17 protein-coding genes are annotated in these 16,540 nt (G+C 63.1%); 7 read left to right on the top strand and 10 right to left on the bottom strand.

The window, feature by feature from the left end; translation table 11 throughout:
• Window positions 1-6: 6 nt before the first annotated feature.
• Window positions 7-2,808: a [protein-PII] uridylyltransferase family protein gene (locus F8A10_RS02965; protein WP_152366646.1), complete on the bottom strand. Its 2,802-nt coding sequence runs from the start codon at window positions 2,806-2,808 to the stop codon at window positions 7-9.
• 228 nt (window positions 2,809-3,036) lie between these two features.
• Here F8A10_RS02965 and F8A10_RS02960 point away from each other — a divergent pair, with 228 nt between their 5' ends.
• The 3 genes from F8A10_RS02960 to ilvN all read left to right on the top strand — a co-directional run bounded on the left by F8A10_RS02960 (window position 3,037) and on the right by ilvN (window position 6,378).
• A complete protein-coding gene (locus F8A10_RS02960; protein ID WP_010392764.1) occupies window positions 3,037-3,882 on the top strand; it encodes an arginyltransferase in 846 nt (281 codons plus the stop codon).
• A 164-nt stretch (window positions 3,883-4,046) separates the two neighbouring features.
• The gene (locus tag F8A10_RS02955) at window positions 4,047-5,801 is read left to right on the top strand and encodes an acetolactate synthase 3 large subunit (protein WP_010392765.1); all 1,755 of its coding nucleotides are present in this window, start codon (window positions 4,047-4,049) and stop codon (window positions 5,799-5,801) included.
• Between the two features lie 16 nt (window positions 5,802-5,817).
• On the top strand, window positions 5,818-6,378 hold the full coding sequence (gene ilvN / locus F8A10_RS02950) for an acetolactate synthase small subunit (RefSeq protein ID WP_010392768.1): 561 nt from the start codon (window positions 5,818-5,820) through the stop codon (window positions 6,376-6,378).
• Window positions 6,379-6,390: 12 nt separating this feature from the next.
• Here the strand turns inward: ilvN and F8A10_RS02945 are convergent, their stop codons facing one another.
• On the bottom strand, window positions 6,391-6,735 hold the full coding sequence (locus F8A10_RS02945) for a hypothetical protein (RefSeq protein WP_010392771.1): 345 nt from the start codon (window positions 6,733-6,735) through the stop codon (window positions 6,391-6,393).
• A 248-nt stretch (window positions 6,736-6,983) separates the two neighbouring features.
• Entirely contained in the window at window positions 6,984-7,736 is a 753-nt protein-coding gene (locus F8A10_RS02940; RefSeq protein WP_152366645.1) for a M48 family metalloprotease, read from the bottom strand.
• A gap of 131 nt (window positions 7,737-7,867) precedes the next feature.
• Between F8A10_RS02940 and F8A10_RS02935 the strand changes: the two genes are divergently transcribed.
• On the top strand, window positions 7,868-8,119 hold the full coding sequence (locus F8A10_RS02935; RefSeq protein ID WP_010392774.1) for a hypothetical protein: 252 nt from the start codon (window positions 7,868-7,870) through the stop codon (window positions 8,117-8,119).
• On the opposite strand, the gene F8A10_RS02930 is transcribed toward F8A10_RS02935, so the two are convergent.
• Window positions 8,116-8,364, bottom strand: a complete 249-nt coding sequence (locus tag F8A10_RS02930; RefSeq protein WP_152367318.1) for a DUF167 domain-containing protein — start codon at window positions 8,362-8,364, stop codon at window positions 8,116-8,118. The genes F8A10_RS02935 and F8A10_RS02930 overlap by 4 nt on opposite strands.
• A 105-nt stretch (window positions 8,365-8,469) precedes the next feature.
• On the opposite strand from F8A10_RS02930, the gene F8A10_RS02925 reads away from it, so the two are divergent.
• Complete coding sequence (locus tag F8A10_RS02925) at window positions 8,470-9,036, top strand: nitroreductase family protein (protein ID WP_152366644.1); 567 nt, start codon at window positions 8,470-8,472, stop codon at window positions 9,034-9,036.
• The gene (locus tag F8A10_RS02920; protein WP_010392778.1) at window positions 9,036-9,737 is read left to right on the top strand and encodes an EI24 domain-containing protein; all 702 of its coding nucleotides are present in this window, start codon (window positions 9,036-9,038) and stop codon (window positions 9,735-9,737) included. Before F8A10_RS02925 ends, F8A10_RS02920 begins: the two co-directional genes overlap by 1 nt.
• Here the strand turns inward: F8A10_RS02920 and F8A10_RS02915 are convergent.
• Window positions 9,703-9,963, bottom strand: a complete 261-nt coding sequence (locus F8A10_RS02915; RefSeq protein ID WP_010392779.1) for a DUF1467 family protein — start codon at window positions 9,961-9,963, stop codon at window positions 9,703-9,705. The two genes, F8A10_RS02920 and F8A10_RS02915, sit on opposite strands and share 35 nt — an antisense overlap.
• On the bottom strand, window positions 9,963-10,367 hold the full coding sequence (mce, locus tag F8A10_RS02910; RefSeq protein WP_010392780.1) for a methylmalonyl-CoA epimerase: 405 nt from the start codon (window positions 10,365-10,367) through the stop codon (window positions 9,963-9,965). Before mce ends, F8A10_RS02915 begins: the two co-directional genes overlap by 1 nt.
• 135 nt (window positions 10,368-10,502) lie before the next feature.
• Between mce and F8A10_RS02905 the strand changes: the two genes are divergently transcribed.
• Window positions 10,503-11,234 (top strand): response regulator, encoded by a 732-nt coding sequence (locus tag F8A10_RS02905; RefSeq protein ID WP_193668139.1) that lies wholly within the window; start codon window positions 10,503-10,505, stop codon window positions 11,232-11,234.
• Window positions 11,235-11,238: 4 nt separating this feature from the next.
• Here F8A10_RS02905 and F8A10_RS02900 read toward each other — a convergent pair whose 3' ends face one another.
• The 4 genes from F8A10_RS02900 to aspS all read right to left on the bottom strand — a co-directional run bounded on the left by F8A10_RS02900 (window position 11,239) and on the right by aspS (window position 16,536).
• The gene (locus F8A10_RS02900; protein WP_152366643.1) at window positions 11,239-12,051 is read right to left on the bottom strand and encodes a GNAT family N-acetyltransferase; all 813 of its coding nucleotides are present in this window, start codon (window positions 12,049-12,051) and stop codon (window positions 11,239-11,241) included.
• A gap of 21 nt (window positions 12,052-12,072) precedes the next feature.
• Entirely contained in the window at window positions 12,073-13,254 is a 1,182-nt protein-coding gene (locus F8A10_RS02895) for a DUF1501 domain-containing protein (protein ID WP_152366642.1), read from the bottom strand.
• Window positions 13,255-13,264: 10 nt separating this feature from the next.
• Window positions 13,265-14,632 carry a DUF1800 domain-containing protein gene (locus tag F8A10_RS02890; protein WP_152366641.1) on the bottom strand — a complete coding sequence of 456 codons (1,368 nt, stop codon included), beginning with the start codon at window positions 14,630-14,632 and terminating at the stop codon, window positions 13,265-13,267.
• A gap of 128 nt (window positions 14,633-14,760) precedes the next feature.
• Complete coding sequence (aspS, locus tag F8A10_RS02885; protein ID WP_085501248.1) at window positions 14,761-16,536, bottom strand: aspartate--tRNA ligase; 1,776 nt, start codon at window positions 16,534-16,536, stop codon at window positions 14,761-14,763.
• Window positions 16,537-16,540: the final 4 nt, after the last annotated feature.

The raw sequence follows: 16,540 nt of genomic DNA, 5'->3' as shown, positions 1-16,540 counted from the left end.
GTGCGGCTATTGCGTCTGAACCTTGGCCTCGGCCAGCACATCATCAATGATCGCGCCCGCCGTTTCGACCGTTTCAGCCAGCCGCGCGGCCAGATCCTCAAGCGAGGCGGTGCCGGTCTCGCGCAGCAGAAATGCCTGCCCGCCCTTGCCAAGATTATCCATGTCGATTGGCCGGTCAGTCAGCAACCGCCCCGAACATTGCAGCCCCCAAAGAAAACGCCGGGCCGAAGCCAGTTTTTCCGCCTGATCACGCCCGATCAGCCCGGTTCGCGGCCCGATACGCAACTGTCCCTGTGCCGCCCGTACCGGAGAGCCGGCCTGCAATGCAAAACATTGCGCAAGCAATTCAATGTCCTGCAATCGACCGCGACCAATCTTGGCCTCCCACGCGCCATCGGGGGCTTTGGCGGCAAAGATCCGGGCTCGCATCTCGGCCAGGTCGGGCATCACGCGGGGGTCGGTGCCGCGGCTGCGCAAAACCTCGACCCGCAATGCTTCTACCTCATCGGCCAGTTCGTCAGCCTCTGCCCCGCAGCCGCCGATCACCCGGGCGCGGGTCAGGGCCAGATGTTCCCATGTCCATGCCTCGGTCATCTGGTAGTCGCGGAAGCTCTGCACCGAGGTCGCAACCGGTCCCTGCCGTCCCGAGGGACGCAGGCGCATATCGACCTCGAACAGCCGCCCGGCAGAGGTTGGCGCAGAAAGCGCCGTGATGACCGCCTGTGTAAGCCGGGCGTAATAGGCGCGCGCTGCCAAAGGCTTCGACCCATCGGAGGCATCCTGCCCGGCGGCATCATAGATAACGATCAGGTCAAGGTCGGACGAGGCGTTAAGCTGCCGCGCCCCAAGCGAGCCCATGCCCAGAACCACCGCCCCCCGACCCGGAGGGGGACCATGGCGGCGCGCGAACTCGGCCGCGACCACCGGGAACAACGCCGCGACCGCAGCATCGGCGATATCTGCATATTGCCCACCCGCCTCTTCGGCGCCGATCAGGCTGCGCAGATGGTGGACACCGATGCGGAACTGCCATTCATGCGCCCAGCGACGCGCTGCGTCGAGCGCCTGTTCATAGCCGCCACCCGGCGCGCCAAGCGCACTTGCCAGCATCTGCTCAAGCTGGCTGCGCAGCCCCACAACACCCGGCCATGCAACAAAAAAGCTGCCGCCAAGCACGGCGTCCAGAACCTCGGGATGCTGGGCAAGGTAATGCGCAAGCCCGGGCGAGGTCGCGCAAATATCGACGATAAGGTCGATCAGCTGGGGATTGGCCTGAAACAACGAAAATATCTGCACGCCCGCCGGCAACCGCGCCAGAAAGGCATCAAACCGCGCCAGGGCCTCTTCGGCATGGGCAGCGGCGGTCAGCCGGGTCAGGAGCTCGGGTTCGATCCGGGCAAATATCTCGCGTCCCCGAACCGAGCGCAGGGCAGGATAGCTGCGCCAGCGGCCAACCATCGCCTCGGCCTCGGGCGAAAGCTCGGGTCGGGCTCGCTGTTCGCCGGGGGCAAAGAAATCACCGGTCAGCGCCTCGACCCGCTTCAGCCGGTCGGCGAGGCGGGTGCTCCAGGCCGAAGTGTCCCCGGCCCCCATCATCCGGGCGATGATGTCCAGCCCTTCGGCGGAATTCGGCAGTGAATGCGTCTGAGCGTCGTTCACCATCTGGATACGATGCTCGATCTCGCGGTGCTCGCGGTAATGGGCGGTCAGCTCTTTGGCCACTTCAGACGGGACCCAGCCTTTTTCGGCAAGCCGCGCCAGCCCCTCGACCGTGCCGCGCACCCGCAGGTCGGGATCGCGCCCACCGGCGATAAGCTGGCGGGTCTGGGTAAAGAATTCGATCTCGCGGATGCCGCCCTGCCCCAGCTTCATATTATGGCCGGGCACCTCGATGCGGCCATGCAGGCCCTTGTGATCGCGGATGCGCAGCCGCATGTCATGCGCGTCCTGAATGGTGGCAAAGTCGAGATGGCGCCGCCAGACAAAGGGACGCAGCTCACGCAGGAAACGTTCACCCGCGGCCAGATCCCCGGCGCAGGGCCGCGCCTTGATATAGGCGCTGCGTTCCCACGTCCGGCCCTCGGCCTCGTAATAGGCAAGCGCCGCAGAAACCGAGATGCAGACCGGGGTAACCGCCGCATCGGGCCGCAGTCGCAGATCGGTGCGAAAGACATAACCCTGATCGGTGTTGTCCGAAATCGTCGCCCCGGCCTTGCGGGTCGCGCGGATCAGGCTGGCGCGCGCCTCGTGCTGATCATCGGGGGAATAGACACTGTCATCATAAAGAACGATCAGGTCGATATCCGAGGAGTAATTCAGCTCTCCCGCGCCCATTTTGCCCATGGCAAGTGCCACGATCCCGCCCGCATCGGCATCGGTCGGGGGCAGTTTGCCGCGTGCCTGTTCGGCTGCGACATGGGCGCGCAACGCCAGATCAACAGCGCGGTCGGCCAGATCGGTCAGCGCGCCCGTCACCTGCTCCAGCCGCCAGACGCCGCCCAGATCGGCCAGCGCAGTCCACAGCGCCACCCTGCGCTTGGCGCGGCGCAGCGCCGGGCCAAGGGCGTCGGCGGTCAGCTCTTCGAACCCCGCCGTTTCGCGGGCAACGACATCCTCATGCGAAAGCGCATCGGCGAGCCAGTCCGCCTCGCGTTCGATCAGCCCGGCCAGATAGGGGCTGCAACCGGCGGCACCCTGGATCAGGTCGCCAAGCTGGGGATCGGCGATCCCGGTCGCCTGCAATGCGGACTGACCGCGAGCAGGATCGGCGGGAATGGGCAGGCGGGTGATGCGGGCAGCGAAATCCATATTCCGAACCTATCCGCCGCCCGCGCCGCGTCAATGCCGCCGGGTCACACTGGCCTGTTCAGTTCTTGAAGTTTTCCCTGCTTGGCGTGCCCGGCAACTGTTGTTAGGCTCAGTCGAGGAGCAACCGACAGCAGAGTTCATGCCGCAGCCGATGCGCGCCGACCCGAAATTGACCCTTTCGCATGTGTCCGCAGGCGTGCCGTGCCCGGAGCGGCGGGGACGCGTCTGATGCGGCATAGTCTTCCACATGCGCCACAATTCTATGTGACGGCTCCGCAGCCCTGCCCCTATCTGCACGGCCGGGCCGAACGCAAGCTGTTCACGGCGCTGGCAGGCGATTCGGCCAATGAACTGAACAATGCCCTGTCGCGTCAGGGCTTTCGCCGTTCGCAGAACGTGCTGTACCGGCCCAGCTGCGAAAGCTGCGTAGCCTGCATGTCGGCCCGCATCCGGGTCGCGGATTTCGAACCTTCGCGCACCCAGCGTCGGGTGGCGCGCAAAAATGCCCATCTGCGCAGGCTGGCAACCAGTGCCTGGGCGACAGAGGAACAGTATGATCTGTTCCGCTCATATCTTGATGCGCGTCATGCCGATGGCGGCATGGCCGATATGGATATCTTTGAATTCGCTGCAATGATCGAGGAAACGCCGGTGCGCACCCGCGTCATCGAATATCGCGGCAATCAGGGCGACAAGGCCGGGGACGCTCCTTCTCAGGACACAGACCGGTTGGTGGCCGTCTGCCTGACCGACGTCCTGGATGACGGGCTGAGCCTCGTCTACAGCTTCTATGATCCGACGCTGGAAAACCTCAGCCTGGGCACGCATATCATCCTTGATCATATCGAACTGGCGCGCAGCTCGGGCCTCCCCTTTGTCTATCTGGGCTATTGGGTGCCGGGCAGCCGCAAGATGGATTACAAGGCCAAATTCGCGGCGCTTGAGATTTACAAGGGCGGCGTCTGGCAGCCCATCGGCGACCCGGCGCAGCACAGTTCGGACATTCACCCCCTGTCCATCGACCCGATAGTCGAACAGGTGGCCCGCATCAGCCTGCCCCCCAGCCGGCGGTGATTGCCGAAACTGCGGCTTATTCGCAAGAATATTTCAATATTCCGCATCCAGGGGTCATTTTCTTGGATAATCGCCATTGACCCTGTCGCGCTGCGCCCATAGTTTCCCGCGACGCGGCGGGGGAAAATCCCTGTCGTGCTGTAATTCAGAAATGGAGAATGGGCATGTCCCGACAGATGACGGGTGCGAGGATGGTTATCGAAGCTCTGCGCGATCAGGGCGTCGATACGGTATTCGGCTATCCGGGCGGGGCAGTACTACCCATTTATGACGAGCTTTTCCAACAGAACGACATCAAGCACATTCTGGTCCGCCACGAACAGGGCGCGGTTCATATGGCCGAAGGCTATGCCCGCTCGACCGGCAAGCCGGGGGTTGTTCTGGTCACCTCAGGTCCCGGGGCGACAAATGCTGTCACCGGCCTGACCGATGCGCTGATGGATTCGATCCCGATCGTCGTTCTGTCCGGGCAGGTTCCGACCTTTCTGATCGGCACCGACGGCTTTCAAGAGGCCGATACCATCGGCATCACCCGCCCCTGCACCAAGCATAACTGGCTGGTGAAAGAGACGGACGAGCTGTCGGCGACGATTCACAAGGCTTTCCATATCGCGACTTCGGGACGTCCGGGGCCGGTTCTGGTCGATATCCCCAAGGACGTGCAATTCGCCACCGGCGAATATGTCGGGCCAAAGCAGATCGAGACGCCCAGCTATCAGCCGGCGAAAAAAGGTGATCTCGCCACCATCACCCGGCTGGTTGAGCTGATGGAAACAGCCGAGCGCCCGATTTTTTACACTGGCGGCGGCGTCATCAACTCGGGCACCGGGGCCAGCCAACTGCTGCGCGAACTGGTGGATGCGACGGGCTTTCCGATTACGTCGACGCTGATGGGACTCGGCGCCTATCCGGCCTCGGGCAAGGGCTGGATCGGCATGTTGGGGATGCACGGTCTTTATGAGGCCAACATGGCCATGCATGACTGCGACCTGATGATCGCGGTGGGGGCGCGTTTCGACGACCGCATCACTGGTCGGGTCGCTGATTTCAGCCCCGGCTCGGTCAAGGCGCAGATAGATATCGACCCCAGTTCGATCAACAAGGTCATCCATGTCGACCTGCCCATCGTCGGCGATGTCGGCCATGTGCTCGAAGATCTGCTGAAGGTCTGGAAGGCACGCGGGCGCAAGTCGAACGCCCCGGGCCTGCAAGCCTGGTGGGCGCAGATCGAGCAGTGGAAGGCACGCGACTGCCTTGCCTATCGCAACTCGGACCAGGTCATCAAACCGCAATACGCGTTGCAAAGGCTGCAGGCGCTGACGGCGAGCCGCAACCCCTATATCACGACCGAGGTCGGCCAGCATCAGATGTGGGCCGCGCAGTTCCTGCATTTCGAAGATCCGAATCACTGGATGACCTCGGGCGGGCTGGGGACCATGGGCTATGGGTTGCCCGCCTCGATCGGGGTGCAGGTCGCCCATCCGGATGCGCTGGTGATCAACGTCGCCGGCGAGGCAAGCTGGCTGATGAACATGCAGGAAATGGCGACGGCAGTGCAGTTCCGCGCCCCGGTCAAGCAGTTCATCCTGAACAACGAACGTCTGGGCATGGTCCGCCAATGGCAGCAACTGCTGCATGGCGAGCGCTATAGCCAAAGCTGGTCGGAAAGCCTGCCCGATTTCGTCAAGCTGGCCGAGGCCTTTGGCTGTGCAGGCCGCACGGTTTCGGACCCGGCCGAGCTGGACGCAGCCATTCAGGAAATGCTCGATTACGATGGCCCCTTCATCCTGGATGTGCTGGTTGAAAAACACGAGAACTGCTTCCCGATGATCCCTTCGGGCAAGCCGCATAACGAAATGCTCTTGGGCGAAGCTTCAACCGAAGGCGCCATCACCGGCGCCGGCGCGGCGCTGGTCTGAGGTTTGGGAGAAGAAAATGGCGGCACTAAACATCCAGAAGGGCGCATCGAGCCATTCGGCCTATGACCTGCGCGACCCGAACACTCAGGTGATCGAAAGCCACACCCTTGCCGTGTTGGTCGAGAACGAACCGGGCGTCCTGGCACGTGTTATCGGCCTGTTCTCGGGCCGTGGCTACAACATCGACAGCCTGACCGTGGCCGAGGTTGATCACCTTGGCCACCGCTCGCGCATCACCATTGTAACGCGCGGCACCCCGGCAGTGATCGAACAGATCAAGGCGCAACTGGGCCGCATCGTCCCTGTCCACGAAGTCCACGACCTGACCGTCGAAGGCCCCAGCGTCGAACGTGAGCTGGGCCTTTTCAAGGTCACGAGCAAGGGCGACAAGCGCGTCGAGGCGCTGCGCATCGCCGAAATCTTTCGCGCCAGCGTCGTTGATTCGACGCTGGAGAGCTTTGTTTTCGAGATCACCGGCACGCCTGAAAAGCTGGATGCCTTTGCCGAGTTGATGCGCCCTCTGGGCCTGTCAGATCAGGCCCGCACCGGGGTGGCCGCGCTTGCGCGCGGCGCCTGATCCCCGATCCTGTCAGTGAGCGGCTGCAACCTTTAGCGGCCGCTCTTTCAGCCCTTCTCCATCTGTCCCGGCAATCACCCGCAGAACAGGACGGGCAGGAACCGTCTTTTCGCTCATCTCACGCAAAAGAGCAGGCAACTCGCAGCGGCGATTGCCAGCGACCAGGCTGACCGCACGGGCGTGGCGCAGATCGGCCACCTCATCAACCTCAAGCTCGACCAGATCGCCTGCTTCGGGCCATTCGGCCGGAATGACCAGATTCTCTTTGCCCTGCAAATAGGCCAAGGCACCGTGGTCCTCGCACCAGATCACGGCCTTTTCTCTCGTCGGGCTGCTCCACAGAATAACACCAATCATGAAAACTCCTCAACGAACCCTGCCCGACAGAAAGGAGGGGACTCAACTGCGCAGGAGCCTATGGGCAATTTCTCGCTCACGAAAGCAAATTCTCGCAGAACCACCAGTTTAGGGGCTCTTTTGCCAAGGGCTTGTGTCTTTTCAGCAGATCACCTGCGCAATAATGACGACAGCCCTTCATATCTCTGAGCAAATCGTCAATTTTCCAATACAAAATTACATGAGATCATAGTTGCGGCGCCGGCCGGTCAACGCACCCGGCCAGCGCGATGATCGGCCACGGCCCGGGCAACTTGCGACATTCGGGCCGCGCGCGACGGGTGGGTGCCTAAAATCTTGTCCCCCGGATCGGGAATGCGGGCAAAGAACTGGGCACCATGTTCAGGGTCAAAGCCTGCATTCAGTGCGATGATCGCACCAAGGTAGTCAGCCTCTAATTCCCATTCCTTGGAATAGTAGCGGGCGCCGAATTGCGCGCCGAAATCCTGCGCCGTGCGGATAACGTTGTCATCGCCACCATAGGCGCTGGCAAGCCCACCAAGAATTACCGCCCCCACCGTCGCCGCACTGGTCTTGCGGTTGATATGACCAAGGATGTGGTGGCTGGCCTCATGTCCGATGACAAAGGCCAGTTCATCCGCGTTCCGCGCCTCACCGATCAGCGACAGGGTAAAGCCTATGATCGGCCGTCCGGTCGAATCGACGGTCTGGAAGGCGTTCGGCTCTAGCCCCGAACGGTCATCGACGACAAACTGAAAATCGCAGTTGATCGGCTGGGTGCGGCGCTGGACGCATTCACGTTCGACCGCAGGCTCCATACGGCTGATGACCGAAACAAAGGCGCGGGCCGAGGCCGAGGCATTGGGTGCCGTCGCTGGCGCGGGCGTGATCGCGGGCTGTGATCCCGAAGCGCCCGGCGCACCGGGCGGCACCACAGGTGCGGCGACGCAACCAGCCAGCACCAGTACGATTGCCGCGACCCCCTGCCACGCCTTTATCATCCGTCTGCCCTGCCTCATAATCACATTTCGCACCACTCTAGCCGTGCCAATCGCCGGTAGCCAAGCCCCGGGGTTGCCTGGGCATAAATATCACGCGATTGTTGAGAAACGCTGAACGAGAAGGGTACCCTATGTTCACCATCGAACATGATTTCGACGCCACCGTCATCACCCTGATCGACGAGCTGCCAGAGGAAGAGGCAGGCTCTCGCCCCCTTAACGAAGATGTGGTCATCCAGAGTTTCGAAGACCGGGTGGTGATCGAGCAGTTCGACCCCGACACCGGAGAGCTTGCCCAGATCGTCATGACCATCGAGCAGCTTGAGGAATTGCGCGCCGCGCTGAACCTGCCCGAGGGGAATTACCGGCTGCAGCGCGGCTAATCGAGGCGAAATATCTTGTCGCGGCCGGTTGCCCCACGCACCAGCACCAGCCGCGATTTAGCCACGCCCAACGCCTTGGCCAGCAGCTTGACCACAGCGGCATTGGCCTTGCCGTCCTCGGGCACGGTGGTGACGGTGATGCGGATCGCCTCTCCGTCCAGGATCACCGCATTGCGCGAGGCACGCGGCGTGACGCGCACCGCGATTTGGGTCCCCGGTTGGGCAAGGTGGCTCAGATCGGTCATGGTCCCGTTGAACCCGCAGACGAGGAAAAAGGCAATGCCGTCTGGCATCGGCCCATCGCTGTGGCTATCTCAGGATCTGACCCGCGCGAAACAGACGAGAGCCCGATGCAATATTCTGACCCTGCCACCCTCGCCTTCCTGCGCAGCCGCCGCTCGCATCCGCCCAAGCTGCTGACCGGCCCTGCGCCCGCGCGTGATGAGCTGTTGGCGCTGTTGGAGATCGCAGCACGCGTGCCCGACCATGGCAAGCTTGAGCCCTGGCGCTTTATCGTCCTTGGGCGCGAGACGCTGGATCGCCTGGCCCCTCTGGTGGCCGAGCATGTGCTGGCCAAAGGCGGCGATGAGGCTGCGGCGGAAAAGGCGCGCTCGGCCTTTGGCTCTCCGCTGATCGTGGCGGTGGTTTCGGCCCCGGTCGAAAGCCCAAAAATCCCGGAATGGGAGCAGTTTCTTTCAGCCGGGGCGGTCTGCCTGCAACTGCTGAACGCAAGCCTTGCGGCGGGCTATGGCGCTGCATGGCTGACCGGGCCGGCGACTGATCCCGACTTTGCCCGCGAGCATCTGGGCCTTGCCGAGAATGAGCGTGTGGCCGGCCTGATCCACATCGGCCGGCGCGGGTCCGCCCCGCCTGACCGCCCGCGCCCGGATGTGGCTGCCAGGACGAGCTTTCTTTGATGGTGCTGCGCGCACTTTTCCTCGCCTGGAGCGACCTGATGCGGCCGCGCATCTTTGGCGTTGTGCTGCTGGGGGTTGGATTGACGCTTGCGCTGTTTGTGGCGCTGCAGGCCGGAACCTTTTGGGCGATCCGCATCTTTGCGCCCGAACAGATCAGCCTGCCCTGGATCGGGGCGGTACCGCTGGCTCCTGCCTTGTCATGGAGCTCCCTGCTGCTTTTCCCGATCATGAGCATATTCCTGATGGCCCCGGTGGCAGCAGGCTTTTCGGGCCTTTTCGCTGAGCGGGTCTCAGAAGCGGTCGAGGAAACCCATTACCCTGCCGCCCGCGGTCTGCCGGTCGATTTCTGGGACGGGCTGTTGGAATCGCTTGCGGTTATGGGGGCGGTGATCCTCGTCACGCTTGTGACGCTGGTGCTCACGCCATTCCTCGGGCCACTGGCTTCGGTGCTGTATTATGGCGGCAACGGCTGGCTTCTGGGCCGTGAGTTCTTTCAGATGGCGGCGCGCCGTCATCTGCACGAGCCGCAGGCAACGGCACTGCGTCGCAGACTGACCCCGCAGGCAACGGCGCTGGGGGTACTGATTGCGGCGCTGTTAACCGTGCCACTGCTGAATATCGTTGTTCCAGTGCTGGCGGCGGCGGGTTTTACCCACCTCTATCATCTCAGCGCGTCCAGGCGTCCAGATCTGCGCGGGTGATCACCCCGGCGATGATGACATAAGCGATCGCAGCCCAGATCAGCGTCGCGATTATCGTCGCCCACAGCGCCTTTTTCTTCAGCTTGGGTTCATGGGGGGCGCCGGCGGGGGTGCCGGGCGTTACCTGCCCGACATCAGCCTGACTCTGCTGGCCAAAGGGCAAGAGCACGAACAGCACCAAAAACCACAATACGGCATAAAGAACGATGCCCCCGGTCAGACTCATCAGACTTGCTCCAGTTCGATCAGGCAGCCGTTGAAATCCTTGGGATGCAGGAACAGCACCGGCTTGCCATGGGCGCCGGTCTTGGGCTCTCCGTCACCCAGAACGCGCGCGCCTTCGGCCCTGAGCCGATCACGCGCGGCAAGGATATCCTCGACCTCAAAGCACATATGATGGATGCCGCCCGAAGGGTTCTTTTCCAAAAACCCCCTGATCGGACTGTTCCCGCCCAAAGGGTAAAGCAGCTCGATCTTGGTATTCGGCAATTCGATGAAAACGACGGTCACGCCATGATCCGGCTCGTCCTGCGGTGCGCCGACCTTGGCACCCAGAGTGTTGGCGTATTGCGCGGCTGCGGCCTGCAGGTCAGGCACGGCGATGGCGACATGGTTCAGGCGTCCGATCATCACTTCCTCCGTCATTTGCGCCCTTCTAGGCCCATGAGGCGGCGGGGGAAAGGAAAACAAGGCGTCGTTAACTGCATCTTAAGCGAATCGGCCCATCTTCGGACCAGAAGGAGCTTTCCAGTCAGGATTTTTGCGATGATCGAACAGGAACTGATTGGCGTGCACGAAATCTCTCCCTGGCGCGCCGCCACGCCCAACCGACCGTTGAACGGTCTCACCGTACTGGTGGTCGAGGATTCGCGTGTCGCCTGCGAAGCGATGCGCTTGCTCTGCCTGCGCTCCGGCGCTCGTATTCGTCGGGCCGACAGCATCCGTTCGGCCCTGCGACATCTGCAAACCTATCGCCCCGATGTAGTCATCATTGACATGGGTCTGCCCGATGGTGACGGCGCAGACATGATCGCCACCATCAGCCACAGCACACAAAAGGTACCAGTGGTCCTCGGCATTTCGGGCGACCCTCAGAACCGCGAAGCTGCGCTCCGCGCCGGTGCCGACGGCTTTCTGGCGAAGCCGATCGAGAATCTCGCGGTGTTCCAGCAGGCGATTCTTGCTGCCCTGCCGCCCGAGGCACAGCCGCAGGAGCTGCGCTCACTCCCAAACGAAGTGATTGCAGCCGATGCACAGGCGCTGCGCGAGGATCTGACCCATGTCGCCGATGTGCTGGCCCGCGCCGGTGACACCGCCGCCATCGACTATATCGCACGGTTTCTGGCGGGGGTGGCGCGTTCCGCCCATGACCGGATGCTCGAGGATGCGGCGACCGCACTCGCGCGCGGCCACGCGCAGGGACAGGCACTCGCCACCGATCTGGCACGTATCAGCGGCCTTGTGCAGGACCGGCTGGCCGAGGCGCGGATATCCTGACCGTCTACGGCCCGGTCAGCACGGCAAGGCTTTGACGCTGCCTGCCTTGGGCGTCAAAATTCCCGGGGTGCAGCCATGCCTGATGCGCGCGGGCCAATCGTGGCCAGTCATGATTGATAATGGCGAACCAGGCGGTGTCACGATTGCGGCCTTTGGTAACCATATGCTGGCGAAAGACCCCTTCATAGGTAAAGCCATAGCGCAGAGCCGCGCGGCGGGAAGGAGCATTCAGCGCATCACATTTCCACTCAACCCGACGATAGCCGGCGTCAAAGGCCCATCCAATCATCAACGAGATCGCCTCGGTCACCGCGGGGGTGCGCTGCATCGCAGGAGAGATCTGGATATGGCCGATTTCGATCACGCCATTGGCCCTGTCGATACGCAGAAACGCGGCAAGGCCGCCGATACCGTTCCCCGACCGCTCACGCAGGGCATATAGGAACGGGTCCTGCCTGACAGCCATTTCGGCCTGCCAGCCGCGATAGGCGTCAAGATCGGCAAACGGGCCATAGCCCATATAGTCCCATACCCAGTCATGCCCCTGGTTGGCAGCAAACAACCCGTCAGCGTGGCGGTCGGGATCAAGACGCTCAAGCTGGACATAGCGCCCCTCGATCATTGCGGGTCCGGGTGCAGGCGGCGGGGTAAAGTCGGGAACGGCTGGTCCGACCGGGCGCGGTGCCTGACGCTGGCCGGCTTTGGTGCCGGGATCAGCAACAACCGCCGCATGAGAGCCGGGCGGTGCCAAAGAGGCGGAAACGTCAGACCGTCCATCGACCGGCTGGCGCGGATTGCTCGGGGAATCATCAGGCATGGGCTAAGCTCCCTCACAGGCTCAGGCCAGCATCCCCGGATCGCTGCCCAGTTCAAGCCCGGGAAAGATGGTGCGTTCCAGCTTGTCACGCTCGATCCCGAAAAGCCCGTGCATTGCCCAAGCGGCATAGGCGCGAATGTCCCGGGTCGGCATGAGGTCACGCCCGGCGTAAAGCTGACCCTCGCCCAGCCCCGGCCAGTCGCCAAAGGCGTGACCGCCCCGGATGGCTCCACCGGCCATCAGCAGCGCGCCGCCCGTGCCATGATCGGTGCCACCCGACCCGTTCTCGCGCGCGGTGCGGCCAAACTCGGTCATAGCCAGAACGGCGGTGCTCTGCCAGTTCGGCCCCAGCCCCTCGCGCAGTTTCAGGATCGCAGCCGCCAGCCGGTCAAGTGCCCGGCCCAGAACAGCGGACTGGCTGGCGTGACTGTCCCAGCCCGGGATCGAAAAAGCGGCGATCCGGCTTTCAGCGTTCAGCCGGCTGGCGGTAAAGGCGGCCAGCGCCTGAGCATCCGCCGTCGGGCCGCGCATCTTGCCGATATCCGAAACCTCGCCGCTGATCTGCATCGCCCCCTGGGCCGCATCCCGGAACAGCGGATCATCGTGATAGACATGCTCAAGCAGCATCTGCGCCTGCGGCGAAAGCGTCAGCGATGCTTGAGGTGCCCAGCTAAGATGTGCGGCCTTGCCGGTCAGGATCTTCATCTGCTCGACACCCACGGAATAGGCCGTCTCGGCACTGGTTCCGGGCATCACCTGCAGCATCCGGTTCAGCCATCCGCCCACCTGACGATCCACCGGCAGGTCATTGCCGGTCCCGGCCTCCAGCACGTCCTGACCGTCAAAATGGCTGCGTTTGTCGCGATAGGGGGTCGAAACCGCATGAGCAAAGGCAAGCTCCCCTTTTTGCCAAAGAGGCAGCAGCGGTTCTAGCCGCGGGTGCAGCGCATAGAACCCGTCCAGGTCCAGCGCGCCATTATCTGGGCCAACCGAAAGATTGCGGCGCAGCTTGCGCAGCATCGGATCACCATAAGGCTGGATCGCATCCAGCCCGTCCATGGCGCCGCGCAGGATAATAACCACCAGCCGGTTATCGCCGGGCAGCGCCGCGAAGGTGATCGAGTTCATCAGCGGATGCGCCGCAGCCGAGCAGCCAAGCAGCGCCGTTCCCTTCAGAAACAGGCGTCGATCCATTTTCAGCATCCGCCCCCTCCTATCGCCGGTTGAAATCGCCCGAGGCGAGGATCAGCGCCACACCCTCGGCTGCGGATTCGGCCTTGGGCACCGCCCAGGCAAGCTCTGCCGACTGGGTCCCGCCAAAGGCCGAAACCAGCATTTCGCGCGGATCCGGCAGCTCTTTCAGCAGCATGCGCGGAACCTGCAACGACCAGTTGATGCGGGCGGCCAGCGTCTGCGGCGCGATCCATGCCTCGACCTCTTCAGGCCAGCCGTCCGGCCCTTTGGCCTGCCACCATGGTTGCCCCATGGAACGGATCGGCTCCCAGACTGCGCGGTTGAAGACCTTTCGATCAAGGGCGGCCAGATCTTTGCCCCGCACCCCAAGCGCCCGCAGCCCTGCCACGCAATAGTCAAAAGGCTGACGCACCTTCTTGCGCAGATTCGAGGCCAGATCCGGGTGGGTGACGAGCACGCGATAGACCTGCGGCAGATCGCCCCCGGTCGCGCGCCAGGTTGCCGCCATCGCCTCGACCAGATCTTCGGAGGGGTCGTCCGAAACGAAATGCACCGCCAGCTTGCGCGACAGATATTGCGCGGTCTCAGGCCGGCGGGCGATATCGCGAAAGGCGGCGCGGATATCGTCCAGCCCGCCGCGCCGGCCGCCGCCATAGCTTTTGCCCAGCACCGTTTCGGCCCCAGGCTCGACCCAGGCCTGCTGAAAAGCAAAGCCGCCTTTGTGCGAAAAGCTAAGCCCGGTCAACAGCTCGGCCAGTTCACGCACGTCCTTTTGCTCATAGCCGGCGCTGACCCCCATCGAGTGCAGCTCAAGCGCCTCGCGTGCAAGGTTCTCGTTCAGGCCAAGGTGACGCTCGGGCCGGCGCTTGGCCAGAACCGAGTTCGGCCCCCGGCTGGAGATCTGATCCAGATAGACCAGCATCATCGGATGGGTGTCGGCGGCAAAGAACATGTCCTCGAACCGGCCGTTCACATAAGGACGGATCGCCTCGTCCTGAAAGGTCATGGAAAGACCGTAATGCACCCGATTGATGGCGCGTACAGTAAAATGGTCACTCCAGAACTGTACCAGCCTTTCGCCAAAGCCGACCGGATCATCGACCGCGCGGACCACCCGCCGCCGCAAATCCTCGATCGGCATGGAGGCAAGTTGCTGTTCAGCTTCCTTAGAACCGGGCGGTTCAGGCTTGCCGCTGCGCCGGGCGACAACACCGGCGCGAAAGCTCAGCGCGATCTGGCTTGCTTCGGCAGTAGTCATCGCCGCGGGGTCGGGACCGGAGCGCGCAACGCTGGCCAGCACCGTCTCGGCGTCAGCGGGCGGAGGGGTCAGCGGCGACAGACCAAAGCCCAGACGGATCGCCGCCAGCTCGGGAAAACCAAAGCTCATGCACACATCCTTGCCAGGGAAACACCCCCTGCGCGGATGTATCGCATGATCGCGGGCTAAGGTCAGTTCACGCTTTCTTCAGCATGCGGCATCGCGGCAAAGGCCCGCCGATGCCGCATGGCAAGGGATCATTCGCGAGGCAGGACACGCAGGCGCAGTTCGCGCAATTGCTCGTTCGCAGGCTCGCTTGGTGCGCCCATCATCAGGTCTTCGGCCCGCTGGTTCATCGGGAACATGATGACCTCACGGATGTTCACCTCATCCGCCAGCAGCATCACGATCCGGTCGATGCCCGCCGCGCAGCCACCGTGCGGAGGAGCGCCATAACGGAACGCCTTGACCATGCCGCCAAAGCGCCGCTCGACCTCATCCCGGCCATAGCCGGCCAGCTCAAAGGCGCGGAACATGATTTCAGGACGATGGTTACGGATCGCGCCCGAGATCAGCTCATAGCCGTTGCAGGCAAGGTCATATTGATAACCCTTGACCTCCAGCGGATCGCCATCAAGCGCATCAAGCCCGCCCTGCGGCATCGAGAAGGGGTTGTGGCTGAAGTCGATCTTGCCGTCCTCGCCCTTCTCATACATCGGAAAGTCGACGATCCAGGCGAATTTGAACTGGTTCTCATCAATCAGGCCCAGTTCGCGGCCAATCTCGTTGCGGGCGCGGCCTGCGACAGCTTCAAAGGTCTCGGGTCGGCCGCCCAGGAAAAAGACGGCATCGCCTTCGCCCAGCCCCAGCTGCTCGCGGATCGCCTCGGTCCGCTCATGACCCAGCGCCTTGGCGATGGGGCCAGCCGCCTCGGTCGAGCCGTCATCGGCCTTGCGCCAGAAAATGTAACCCATGCCGGGCAGGCCCTGCTGCTGGGCATAGGCGTTCATGCGGTCGGCAAATTTACGCGACCCGCCGCCGGGTGCGGGAATGGCGCGGACCTCGGTGCCGTCCTGTTCAAGCAGTTTGGCAAAGATACCAAAGCCCGAGCCGCGGAAATGTTCGCTGACCACCTGCATCTCGATGGGGTTGCGCAGGTCAGGCTTGTCGGAGCCATATTTCAGCATCGCCTCGGCATAAGGAATGCGCGGCCAGTCAGAATCGACACGACGACCGCCGCCAAAGGTCTCGAACAGCCCCTGAATGACCGGCTGAACGGCGTTAAAGACGTCCTCCTGCTCGACAAAGGACATCTCGACGTCCAGCTGATAGAAATCGGTGGGCGAGCGGTCAGCACGCGGGTCTTCGTCGCGGAAGCAGGGCGCGATCTGGAAGTATCTGTCAAAGCCTGCGACCATAATCAGCTGTTTGAACTGCTGCGGGGCCTGCGGCAGGGCGTAGAACTTGCCCGGATGCAGACGCGAGGGCACGAGGAAGTCGCGCGCGCCCTCGGGCGACGATGCGGTGATGATCGGCGTCTGGAACTCGGTGAACCCTGCATCCCACATCGCATCGCGCAGCCATTTGATGACGCGCGAACGCAGCATGATGTTATTGTGCAGGCTGTCGCGGCGCAGATCGAGAAAGCGATACGCCAGGCGCGTTTCCTCGGGGTATTCCTGATCGCCGAACACCGGCAGCGGCAGATCCTCGGCCGGGCCCAGAACCTCCATCGCGGTGGCATAGACCTCGACCTCGCCGGTGGGAAGCCTGGGGTTGACGAGCGAGGGATCGCGCAGCTTGACCTTGCCGTCGATGCGGATGACCGTCTCGGCCCGCAGCCGCTCAAGCGCCGCAAAAGCGGGCGAGTCGCTGTCGGCAATCACCTGGGTGATGCCGTAATGGTCGCGCAGGTCGATGAACAGGACGCCCCCGTGGTCGCGGACCCGGTGGACCCAACCGGACAAACGAACCTCGTTTCCGGCGGCAGCGGCGGTCAGCTCGCCGCAGGTATGGCTGCGATAGACGCTCATCATT

Origin of the sequence: Paracoccus kondratievae (assembly GCF_009301415.1) — a bacterium.
Taxonomy (GTDB): domain Bacteria; phylum Pseudomonadota; class Alphaproteobacteria; order Rhodobacterales; family Rhodobacteraceae; genus Paracoccus; species Paracoccus kondratievae.
The sequence above is the reverse complement of the archived record's forward strand: the minus strand, read 5'-3'. Positions and strand labels throughout refer to the sequence as shown.